This is a genomic window from Microcoleus sp. BM001215392 (assembly GCF_036700185.1).
Taxonomy (GTDB): Bacteria; Cyanobacteriota; Cyanobacteriia; order Cyanobacteriales; family Microcoleaceae; genus Microcoleus.
Map to the genome: position 1 here is coordinate 1 of NZ_JAUBOJ010000242.1, position 11,387 is coordinate 11,387.

The following is an 11,387-nucleotide window of genomic DNA, read 5'->3' on the forward strand; positions in this document are numbered from 1 at the left end:
GGTAGAGGTAGCTCTTAAACTGTCAACTGTCAACTGTCAACTGTCAACTGTTGAATGTCTCTCCCTCCGCAACTATCAGAATTTGACGGCACAGCAACCACAAAAATTGCCTGAGCGAATTCAATTTTCAGCAGAAAAGATTGGTTTAAAGTCTCTAATTTTTAGAGAGGAATTAAAAAAAATGATTCATTACTCCCATCCTCTTCCTTCAGCGTCAAGTTTTGTCAACTGTCAACTGAATGAACTAGCTTAACAATTGCTGATAAAATTAAAAATTAATTAAGTGTAAGAGACCGCAATTAAGCCACCAACCAAAACTCAGCCGATCGCATCAGAGCGATCGTCTTCTTAATAATTGCCCAAGCCACTCTTGACAAATCAAACATCATATGCAGCCAGAAGGCGAATAGGAATATGTAGCTTAAATGCTTTACTTGTGAAAGGTTTGAGAGTGGTTGCTACCCGCGAGCATCAGGTCTTGAGATTACCTTCCCCAAAGCAACTGCTGCAAAAAACACGATTTTTGTAGCACCCGGTTTAAGTAAAAAAAACTGGCTTTGGCGAGGAAGTTCGACGAACAACAAGGTACGGAATTTCCAGGATCGAGAGAAGATAGAAAATGGAAAATGAAAGATGGAATATAGCTTTTATAGGGAAAGATGAGGCACCAAAAGGTAATGGGTAATTGCTAATTGCGAAAAATATAATTGCTTTTGTAGATAGCAGTTTTCCAGCTCGATCGTGCCAAATTCTGCGAATGTCTGGAGACTCGGTTAGAATTAGCAGTTACTGTTTTCCCTACTCGCAATTTACAATTACCCATAACTAATTAATTGAGCCGCGAAGGCGGTGGCATCAGCTCCATAGGAGGCGTCGGTGCAGGACGCCCGTCTAACTGGCTCACTCTGTCTCTAGGATCGAGACAAGTCGCAATTAACCTGTCTGTCGGAAAGTCGAGCCTGCCGCTCAAGCCGACGACGCATTCAGCAAACTGTTCTGGCAATAAACTGCGGCGGCACCCATCGAGCACTAACAGGGAACCTGCGGGTTGAGTTTTAGTTTTACTGCTAATATTCAGCACGCAAGTGGTCAATTCGTCGGGCCGCCTCACCTGCCTACAGCTAGAGAGTGCTTCGACACCAGAAATATTGGTTTTGCGGTTGATTTGGAGGGCGCATCTGGATATGTCGCGGGGATGGAGGGCGTCGGCACAAGCTGCTGCTGCTGCTTCGGCTCCGACTCCAGCTTCGATTAGTTCTTTGGCGCAGACGCGATAGGGATTTTGAGTTCGTGGGAATCTGAGGGTGATGGCTGATGCTGGGGAGATTGGCAGTGCTGCTGCCAACAAACTCAGCGCGATTAGGGGAGTGCCTAGAGCCAGCATCCAGGGCGGTGCTGGTTTTGGGGAAGAATTTTGGGAAAAATTGCGGTTGTGCATGGCAGCTCGATTTGTGAGTTTTTGGACTGGTTCGGACATTGACCGACCTGCTGTTTCTGGAGAATTTAGCACGCGCGATCGATCGTCCTCCGGTCGATCGGTTTTTTTTATCGATTTTTGTGGGAATTTTCACCGTTACCAACATATAATATAGAGTCTGCATAAAATTGCATACAGAAATTAGAGAGGAAAATAAATGTCTCGATATCGAGGCCCCCGATTAAGAATCGTCCGTCGCCTGAAAGAGTTGCCGGGTCTAACCCGCAAAACTCCCAGACGGGACTATCCGCCTGGGCAGCACGGTCAAAACCGCAAAAAGCTCTCTGAGTACGCGGTTCGCTTGCAAGAAAAGCAAAAACTCCGTTTCAATTACGGTGTGACGGAACGCCAATTGCTCCGTTACGTCCGCAAAGCCCGCCGTGTCACCGGCTCCACAGGTCAAGTGTTACTGCAATTCTTGGAAATGCGCTTGGACAATACTGTGTTTCGGATGGGAATGGCTCCAACCATTCCGTCCGCTAGACAATTGGTAAATCACGGTCACATTACTGTGAACGATCGTGAAGTGAACATCGCCAGCTATCAGTGCAAGCCCGGTGATGTGGTTGCTGTGAAAAACAGAGAACGCTCGCGCACAATGGTTGAAGTTAATCTCAAAGACCCAGGCCTGGCTCACTTGCCCAGTCACTTGGAATTTGACAAGCAAAAACTGGTTGGCAAAGTTAACGGCGTTGTCGAACGTGAGTGGATTGCTCTTCAGATTAATGAACTGCTAGTGGTGGAATACTACTCGCGTCAAGCTTAATTTATTAGTCATGTTTTGCGAGCGTCTCCGCTCGCGAACGTCCAACGTCATCAGTTAGTTGCTAGCAAAAAAAAATTGGGCTCGTTTCTGGTTATTAGTTAATTGTTAGTGAATAATGAGGGCTAAGGACTGAAGACTAATTTTTTAAGAATAAACAGCTATGCTGAAGGCTGAAAAAAGCTTTGTAACGGTCAATAATTAACTTTTAATAGTTAATTATTGGCCGTTATTATATTATGTATGTCCGGTCAATGACCCAGAATCGGTAATGGTTTGATCGTTCGGAATGCGAGTCCTCTAATGATGCGGACTAAAGTCCTCACTACAAACCGGATGAGCGTTATCTTTGGAAATAATATTAATCGTTGAGTTTGAATTGTAAAAAATTCGGGACGATCGCCCTCAAGGACAAACTGCGGGGTTCTTTCACCAAAATCAAAGGCAATAATCCTACCAACCGCACGGCAGCCGAAAGGGCAAACAGCGCCCCCAAACTCATGCCCGGAAGTTCGGCAAGAAAGCCGCCGGCGGTAGTTCCCAAGCCCCCAGCTACTCCCGAAACGGCTGCGGCGATCGCAAAATAAGTCGATGGTTGTTCGATCGGCGCGATCTCCATTTGAATATTGTTAGTACATAGGGCGATCGCCCCTAAAGTCGTTCCCCCCAGTAAGTGCAGCAGCGGCAGCCACACCCACACGGCAAACGGGTAATTGCCCGTACCCAACCACAGCAAAGGCGTGATGGCCACTATCAGCCCCACGGAAATTAGCAAGGGGCGATTTCCCCAGCGATCGGCTAATCTGCCCCAAAACATTAGCAGCAGCAGATTTGCCCCGGAACTCAAGCTGTTGTAAACCGTTACCAAACTCACATCCAAGCTTAAATCTTTCAGGAGGTAGATATTAAAAAAAGGCGCGCACAGATTAACTGCAAACGTCCACACGCTAAAGTAAACGATAAAAATTAAGAAATTAGAATCTTTCAGGACTGAAGGTACAAAATCTGTTGTTTGTTTACTTTCTTTTTTTTCGGGAACTCGATCGCTCTCTGCATCTTTTCGGTATGCCAGGGGGTTGACATCGACCATCCAGAATTGACAGCCCAAACTAATCATTCCCGCCAAAACACCGACAAATAACACGATACCGTAGCCGGAAATTCGATCGGCGCCCCAAGCAGACACACACAGTCCCATCAACGGCACTCCCAGCAAACTAATCAAGCTCGTAGCACTGTTGCGAAAGCCAAAATAGCGTCCCCGCAAGCGGTGAGGAACCACAGCAGCCATCCAACTAAACCAGTTAGAATTGGCAAAAGCTCCGAGCACGTTAGCTGCTAGGACAGTGGCGAGAGTCCATTGCAGCAGTTGGTGGGAGTCGGCGGGCCCAGGCCCCCAAATAATTGCCACTACGAGGACGAGCCACAGCAGCCGGGACACGCCGAATATTCCTAGGTTGTACCAGTGGCGGCTGGTTGTGCGATCGGCGATGTAGGCTCCTAATGGTTGCAAGAAATTCACGACCATCGGAATAGCAGATAATATACCTATTTCTACGCTGCTGGCGCCGAGTTGCAGCAACAAGTTGCTGAGGATTACGCCGCCTGTGGCCGACTCGAAGATAGTGGCAAAAACGCCGTCTATGGTTGAGGCTTTGAGGGTAGATCGAACCTCTTGTTTGGAAATTTTGAGAGCTGTTTTTGGAGTTAGAACGAGCTGAGATATTGTCTTTTCTAGTATTTCTGGAGTCTGAAGAGATAGAGGCTCATTTAACTCTGCAACTGGTTCAACCATAGTCATCGGATTTTAGATTGTAGATTTCTGATTTGAAATGGCAAAATGCTTGCTTTGTAAGGGTTTTATGCCGGCTTGCAATTAAATTATTTTTCAAGCGCAGGTGTCGATCAAATTTAATCTGCTGGTAATTGCTGAGCTAGCCTGTAGATAAGATAAAACCAGCCCCGCTTTCAAGATGTTAGCTTGAAAGCTAGACTGGCACTTCCGGGTAATTATTATGAATATAAATGGCAAGCGCTGGCTGGGGCATCGACCGCTTGGGGGATATAAATTTGCGGATGGTAAAAACCTAGGTTTTAGGGCTTAACAAGGAAGCGATCGCAGCATTTCGCCTGCCAAAAATTGCTCGAATTCCCTTTCAAATAAGTCGCCCCAAGGGCCAAAACAAATTTCCCCCGAGATCCTCCACTCGGCTGTCAAACTTTTACGGCTAGCTAAATCGATAGAATCAAAGACGATCGACTTCCCGAGTATCGCTGCTAACTCCAGCCCCCGGGCCAGGGCGGCTATTCCCTCTGGGGCTACAGCATGGACTTGCTGCATATCCAGGACTACTCCAAGGGCTGCCGTTTCCAAAGCTTGCTCCAGCTTAATTTGGAAATCTAGAACAGCGAGGCCGCCGAGACACCCCTTGGGTTGCAAAACAATGGTCTGGGATGCGGTGGTTTCTGATTCGCACAGTTGAGCGGTTGAATCCCAAACAAATGAAGACATGAGGGTAGTGGAGGTCTTCATCTTTTTTCCCCCTGGGACATTCTCACGATAGCTGTACTCAGCACGGGGCTGATGGCAGGAAAAAGGATGCAATGTGTCTGGAAGATCGGTATGACCATCTGGTTTTTGGAATTTGTTTGCAGTATTTGTACTTAATGCCAGGAATCTGTTTGTTACTTTTGGAGGGCAAGCGCGATCGAGATTTCGGGTTTTTTATGAAGATATATCGTAGGTGTCAGTAGGGCTTCTGTGTGTGTTGTTAGCGATCGCACTTCAAAAAAAACTGTTGTTTGCTTCAGGGCAAATGCTAGGACAAATTATCACTTGACAAAAATCACTTTAACTGATGATAATATCAAACCCTAGAATTAAGCTTAAGTGTTTGAGGGGTATCACTGCTACTACGTGATGTCGATCGCCGGCAAATTTACTGATTTTTGAATCCGCTCGTGACAAAAACTCAACCTTTATCCGGGTATACACTGCCAGTATTTGCCTGTGCGGCTGCACAGGCAGCACTGCGGTGCTTGCGCGCAGCTACCGAGTCTGTAGATAGCGTATCAGTAGATTTACTGGAACCGCCAATCACGGCAGAAATTGCGATCGAACAGGCGTCTGTACTCAAAACTGGTACCGCTTTGGCCGTGACTCGCTCCGATCCCGGGGACAACCTGGATCTGACTCGCAATACTCCCGTTTGGGCAATGGTGGAAGCGATGGGGGAGGGAGAGGGAGAGGGAGAGCAAATCGTGATTGTTGGGGGCGAGGGAATTGGACATCACAAAGTAGGTGGTGGAGCGGCAATCTATGATTATGCGATGCGGCTGCTGCGATCGAATCTGAGCCGAGAACTCGCACCGGGACAGAGAATTACTGTCACCCTGATTCTGCCCTTGGGGCGCCAGCTAGCCGCCCGCACTTCTAACGAAGCTTTCGGCGTCGTAGAAGGACTTTCGCTGCTGGGTACAACTGGCATTTCTCAACCGCTGAGCGCCCCCGGACAGTTGGAAATTTACCGCGAACAACTACAACAAAAAGCCGAACTGTTTGACACTTTAGTCTTCTGCATTGGCGAAAATGGCTTGGATTTGGCGCGGCAACTTGGCATCGATCCGCAACGGCTGGTCAAAACTGCTAACTGGTTGGGCCCGCTGCTGGTAGAGGCTGGATGTCAGGGGGTGCGATCGATCTTGTTGTTTGGCTATCACGGTAAATTGATCAAATTGGCGGCGGGGATTTTTCACACTCACCATCACCTCGCTGACGGGCGCCGGGAAATTTTGACAGCTTTCTGTGCTCGAGCCCGAATGTCCGCGGATGCGTGTTCCGCGATTTTTGGCGCGGCGACAGCCGAAGAAGCTCTCGGCCAACTGCGGGCTTTGGATGCGGCAACTGGTAGCCATTGGGTCGATCGAATTTACGGCGACATCGCCCGAGAAATTGACTTGCGATCGTCCGATTGCATTTTCACCCACACTAACCAGCGTATCCCCGTGGGTTCGGTGATGTTTGGGCGCGATCGCAAAATAATTGTTAAGAGTGACACAGGAGATACATTTTTGACTCAAATTTGTTAATGTGGTGTGAATATCTCTGATTTCTGCTTAAAACATCAGTCAGAGATAATATTTAACAAGTAATAATTCTCAGTCCCTAGACCTTAATTATACTAGGTTGCTTCTAGACGCAAGTTCTGATGCAAGGGTTCAATTAATTATGGTAAAGCTCGAAGTAAATCTATGCTGGTCGCCGGTCCTATTAATTGAGCAAAATCACTAACAGCAATCTAGTAAAAATAAGATTTATTCCTAGCGACTAAAAGTCGTTCGCAGACCTCAGTATTGGACTCAGGCGGCGACAAATACCTCCGCTACGTTATGCCCAATTAGCAATTAGTAACTACCCAATCACCGTGACTACTCAAATAGAAACTGAATCCGACCTCACCAACTCTTCTCTGGGGCAAATTGACCGCCAGATGATCGTGATTCTCGATTTCGGTTCGCAATATTCCGAACTGATTGCTCGCCGGATTCGCGAAACTCAAGTATATTCAGAAGTTATTTCTTACCGCACTACGGCAGAACAGTTAAAAGCGATCGCTCCTAAAGGAATTATTCTTTCAGGAGGCCCGAGTTCTGTATACGATGAAAAAGCTCCCCAATGCGACCCGGAAATCTGGAATTTGGGCATACCAGTATTGGGCGTCTGCTACGGGATGCAGTTGATGGTAAAGCAACTCGGTGGGACTGTTGAGCGGGCTAAGTTGGCAGAATACGGCAAAGCATCGTTATTTATTGACGATCCTACGGATTTGCTGACAAATGTTGAAGAAGGCGCGACGATGTGGATGAGCCACGGAGATTCCTGTACCGAGTTGCCGCCGGGTTTTGATATTCTGGCTCACACAGAGAATACTCCGTCTGCTGTTGTTGCTCACCACGAGAAAAGTTTGTACGGGGTACAGTTTCACCCAGAAGTAGTTCACTCGATCGGCGGACAAGCTTTGATTCGCAATTTTGTTTACCACATTTGCGAGTGCGAACCGACTTGGACGACGGCTACTTTTGTGGAGGAAACTATTCGCGAAATTCGCGCCAGAGTGGGAGATCAACGAGTTTTGTTGGCTCTATCTGGCGGGGTTGATTCTTCAACTTTGGCTTTCTTGCTGCACCAGGCGATCGGCGACCAACTGACTTGTATGTTTATCGATCAAGGGTTTATGCGCAAGCACGAACCGGAACGGTTGGTGAAATTATTTCAAGATGAATTCCACATTCCGGTGCAGTACGTTCTAGCTCGCGATCGCTTTTTGGCTCAACTTGAAGGCGTTACCGATCCTGAAGTAAAACGCAAGCGGATCGGTCACGAATTTATTAGTGTATTTGAAGAAGAATCGAAGCGCCTTGGCCCCTTCGATTACCTCGCTCAAGGTACTCTTTACCCGGATGTGATTGAGTCGGCTGATACGAATGTAGACCCGAAAAACGGCGAACGAGTTGCTGTTAAGATTAAAAGCCACCACAATGTCGGTGGCTTACCAAAAGATTTGTGTTTTAAGCTGATCGAACCGCTGCGAAAGTTGTTTAAGGATGAGGTGCGAAAAGTCGGTAGATCGATCGGGCTTCCCGAAGAAATCGTCAACCGACAACCTTTCCCGGGCCCGGGATTGGCAATTAGGATTACGGGAGAAGTTACCGCAGAGAGGCTGAATATTTTGCGGGATGCTGACTTCATCGTGCGCCAAGAAATCAACCGCCACGGATTGTACAACGAACTTTGGCAAGCTTTTGCAGTTTTGCTGCCGATTCGCAGTGTAGGCGTTATGGGCGACAAGCGCACCTATGCTTACCCGATAGTTCTGCGATTTATCAAAAGCGAAGATGGGATGACGGCTGATTGGGCGCGGGTTCCATACGATTTGTTGGAATTGATCTCGAACCGGATTGTGAATGAGGTTAAGGGCGTTAACCGGGTGGTTTACGATATTACTTCTAAGCCGCCTGGTACGATCGAGTGGGAATAATACCATTGTCGAGTTTTGATTTTCGATTTGGATAGATACCGTCTGTAAGTCCTGTGTTAATTACAGGACTTACACAGAAAATTTATAGTCTAAGAGTCAACTGTGTTGAATATGGTGACTACTCCTCTATTATTAAATTCACCCAGAGCGATCGGCGAAAAACGGGTAATTTTCCACAACTTGAATTGGCAAGCCTATCAGCAAATTGTCCGAGCAATTGGCGAGAGTCGCTCTGCTCATTTTACCTACGATCGCGGCACTTTAGAAATTACGATGCCTTTAGAAGCACATGAATTTTACCGAGAGCTAATCGGGATCTTTATTCGCATTTTAGTAGTGGAACTCGGTTTAAGAATCAAAACGATGGGTTCTACAAGACTCGATCGGGAAGATTTGGATCGGGGCGCAGAACCAGATAATGCTTATTATATCCAGAACCAACCGCTAGTGACAGGAAGAACGGTAAATTTGGAGCAAGATCCGCCGCCAGATTTAGTAGTCGAAATCGATATTACGCATACAGATATCAAGAAACTGGAACTTTACGCCAGTATGGGAGTTCCTGAATTTTGGCGTTTTAACGGGCGGGTTTGGCGCATCTATCAACTCGTTGGCGAAGAATATCAAGAAGTGGAAATTAGCCCGACTTTTCTGCAAGTTCCTAAAACAAAACTCTATGAATTTCTAGCCCAAGCGCAGGAAGATGAAGTTGGCGCTGAACAAAGTTTGCGGCAATGGATACGCCAACAAATATGAATGAAATTGCCCTCGAATTCGGTTGCATCGGAATGATTTAACCTTTCTAGGACGCAGAGAACACAGAGGGAGAACAGAGAGAGATGAATAATTCAGATGTTACAGGAAAACCATCGATCGCCTAAAATCATCTCTAGAATATCGAGTGCGATCGTTTCTAACTCGTTGATAATTTCTCCGCTTTGAAATTGGGGAAATGAAGACAAAGAATTGTCACAGTCAAAGGCGTATCTCTTTTTGTTAAGGGAGTCGAGGGGAGTAGGTGGCTCGTCTGGGAAAAGGCTGAGTTGAAAGGCTGTCATAAGCTGAACCTTTGAGTGTTAATGATTCAAGCCTATTGGGGTTAACTGAATTTCTCCAGAGCAAAACGGTTCAGAAAAAAGTGAACTGATCTGAACTGGTCAAGAAACTTGATGCTGACTATGCTAGGGATAGTTTTGATTGAGATTTTGCGCCTGTGGTGTTGTCCCGCCGTGGACTCAAGTCCACGGCTAATAGCGAAAGTCCACTTAAGTGGACTGAAGAGCGCTTTTTAGGGTCAGCATTTAGTCCTCTTTTAGAGGACTTTCGCTATGAGCCATGGGTTTAAACCCCTGGCGGGCTATGCAACTGATGCAAAATTCTCAATTTCATCCACTCTAGTTGTTAGGAATGAGTCAAACTATGGCATCTCGAAGTGTTCGGATTGATGGCGCAGGTTTGGATAAAGTTCGTCAACGGATGGCTGAATTGGAGAAGCCACTAAATCCAGACAAACGAGGTTGGTCTAAAGTGGTTTGCTGAAGCAAAAAATATTCAACGGGGACAGGAGTTACAGAAAAAGCTGCAAGAACCGCAAAAAGAACGCATCCGCCAACTCGTAAAAAATCCGCTTCGCTTATCTCTACTGTGTCAAATATTCAGCCAGAATAAGCAAGCCGAATTACCAGAAACCAAAGCGGAACTATATCAACACTTTGTCCGCTATTTCTCTGAGTGGAAACCAGCGCAATCGGGTATTGATTGGGCGACTGAACCAGGTTTGCAAAAAGAATTACATCAAGCCCTCGGTCGTTTGTCTGTAGCAGGATTGGATAGCGATACTCGATTTTGCTTGCCGCTGAGTTTAATTGAAAAAGAAATGGGCGATAGGCTGTTTAAATTAGCCCGGGATCTCGGTTGGCTGAACTTAGTAGATCGAGAAGCTGCAACAGCAGATGAACCTGTTTACGCATTCTTTCATCCCACATTCCAGGAATATTTTGCCTCCTTGGCGATCGATGATTGGCATTTTTTCCTAAATCACGTTCTTCATAATCCAGATGAAGGTATTTATCGCATTTTTGAACCGCAGTGGAAAGAAGTAATTCTATTATGGTTTGGAAACAACAATAAAAACAGAGATAAGTTTATTGAGTTGTTAACAGATTTTAATGATAGATGTGGTTTTGAAAATTTTTACGGCTACAGAGCTTATTTTTTGGCGGGATGTGCAATCTCTGAATTTACAACTTATGAACGAGCAGATGAAATTGTGGAGAGACTGTTTAAAATCGGATTTAGTAACATCCGTGAAGAATTGCATTATTGTGTAGAAGATGCTGCTAGAGAAGTATTTGAAAAAACCGATCGCCTGAAAGCAATTAATTTGTTAACCAAATTAATTTTTGAAGAAAAAGAACATAAAATTACATTGGGAAACCAATCTTTTCGTCTTCGGGAAAATGCGGATAATACCCATGAAGCTGCTAGGATATTAACTAAGCTTGACCCAGGAAACAAATTAGCAGAAGACCTTCTGGAAAATGTAATCAGTTTTTACACTGCAATGGAAGTTTCCTGGGGTATGGATCGGCAAAATGCTCTTTATTGTGCTCATTCATTAGTATATGGTTTACCATCTAAAGGTGAGCCTATAAAAGTTAAACTTGAAATCAAAAATGAGAGTTTGAATGTTATTAAAAATTTAGACCGCTTAACAAAAAGCGACTACAATGAATACACATTTAAACAGATGTTAAAGTCCTCTAAATATAAGAAATTTAAATCAAGTAAAGAATTTATTGCAAAATCTCTAGTTAATTTACTTTGTAATAGTGAAGACGATACGGGCTGTTGGCAGGCAGCTTCAAAGTTTACAAAAATGATTCAGTATGAAATGTTCCCATTGGTAGTTGGAGGACTAAGAAATTGTCTCTACAGGAAAACTGACAAAGATGATGTCGATCGATATTTCCATTCCTATGGAGTTATCTGGCACTGCGCCCAAAACATGAGTTATCCAGAGTTTTATAGTGCATGGCACAGTCAACCATTTACTAGACTTGAATTGCATAAGTCTTCGATCGATACAGAAACCGCAGATGTCAGACAG

The 11,387-nt window shown here is 45.5% G+C and carries 9 protein-coding genes and 1 pseudogene; 6 read left to right on the forward strand and 4 right to left on the reverse strand.

From position 1 onward, the window contains the following. Positions 1-253, forward strand: a 253-nt coding sequence (locus QT974_RS22400; RefSeq protein ID WP_333470627.1) for a hypothetical protein, incomplete at its 5' end; no start/stop codon positions are given. Positions 254-829: 576 nt separating this feature from the next. Here the strand turns inward: QT974_RS22400 and QT974_RS22405 are convergent. Continuing rightward, positions 830-1,477 carry a hypothetical protein gene (locus QT974_RS22405; RefSeq protein WP_333470628.1) on the reverse strand — a complete coding sequence of 216 codons (648 nt, stop codon included), beginning with the start codon at positions 1,475-1,477 and terminating at the stop codon, positions 830-832. A gap of 157 nt (positions 1,478-1,634) precedes the next feature. On the opposite strand from QT974_RS22405, the gene rpsD reads away from it, so the two are divergent. After that, positions 1,635-2,243 (forward strand): 30S ribosomal protein S4, encoded by a 609-nt coding sequence (gene rpsD, locus QT974_RS22410; RefSeq protein WP_333470629.1) that lies wholly within the window; start codon positions 1,635-1,637, stop codon positions 2,241-2,243. Positions 2,244-2,601: 358 nt separating this feature from the next. Here rpsD and QT974_RS22415 read toward each other — a convergent pair whose 3' ends face one another. Together QT974_RS22415 and QT974_RS22420 are read right to left on the reverse strand one after the other, a co-directional pair. Next, entirely contained in the window at positions 2,602-4,041 is a 1,440-nt protein-coding gene (locus QT974_RS22415) for an MFS transporter (protein ID WP_333470630.1), read from the reverse strand. 300 nt (positions 4,042-4,341) lie between these two features. Then, a complete protein-coding gene (locus tag QT974_RS22420) occupies positions 4,342-4,773 on the reverse strand; it encodes an STAS domain-containing protein (RefSeq protein ID WP_333470631.1) in 432 nt (143 codons plus the stop codon). A 428-nt stretch (positions 4,774-5,201) separates the two neighbouring features. Between QT974_RS22420 and cbiD the strand changes: the two genes are divergently transcribed. The 3 genes from cbiD to QT974_RS22435 all read left to right on the forward strand — a co-directional run bounded on the left by cbiD (position 5,202) and on the right by QT974_RS22435 (position 9,034). Further along, positions 5,202-6,329 carry a cobalt-precorrin-5B (C(1))-methyltransferase CbiD gene (gene cbiD, locus QT974_RS22425; protein ID WP_333470632.1) on the forward strand — a complete coding sequence of 376 codons (1,128 nt, stop codon included), beginning with the start codon at positions 5,202-5,204 and terminating at the stop codon, positions 6,327-6,329. A 335-nt stretch (positions 6,330-6,664) separates the two neighbouring features. After that, a complete protein-coding gene (gene guaA / locus QT974_RS22430) occupies positions 6,665-8,278 on the forward strand; it encodes a glutamine-hydrolyzing GMP synthase (protein WP_333470633.1) in 1,614 nt (537 codons plus the stop codon). 111 nt (positions 8,279-8,389) lie between these two features. Beyond that, positions 8,390-9,034: a Uma2 family endonuclease gene (locus QT974_RS22435; protein ID WP_333470634.1), complete on the forward strand. Its 645-nt coding sequence runs from the start codon at positions 8,390-8,392 to the stop codon at positions 9,032-9,034. Between the two features lie 92 nt (positions 9,035-9,126). Here QT974_RS22435 and QT974_RS22440 read toward each other — a convergent pair whose 3' ends face one another. Continuing rightward, complete coding sequence (locus QT974_RS22440) at positions 9,127-9,336, reverse strand: hypothetical protein (RefSeq protein WP_333470635.1); 210 nt, start codon at positions 9,334-9,336, stop codon at positions 9,127-9,129. 719 nt (positions 9,337-10,055) lie between these two features. On the opposite strand from QT974_RS22440, the pseudogene QT974_RS22445 reads away from it, so the two are divergent. Next, positions 10,056-11,387 (forward strand): annotated as a pseudogene (locus tag QT974_RS22445) (hypothetical protein); the annotation flags it as partial.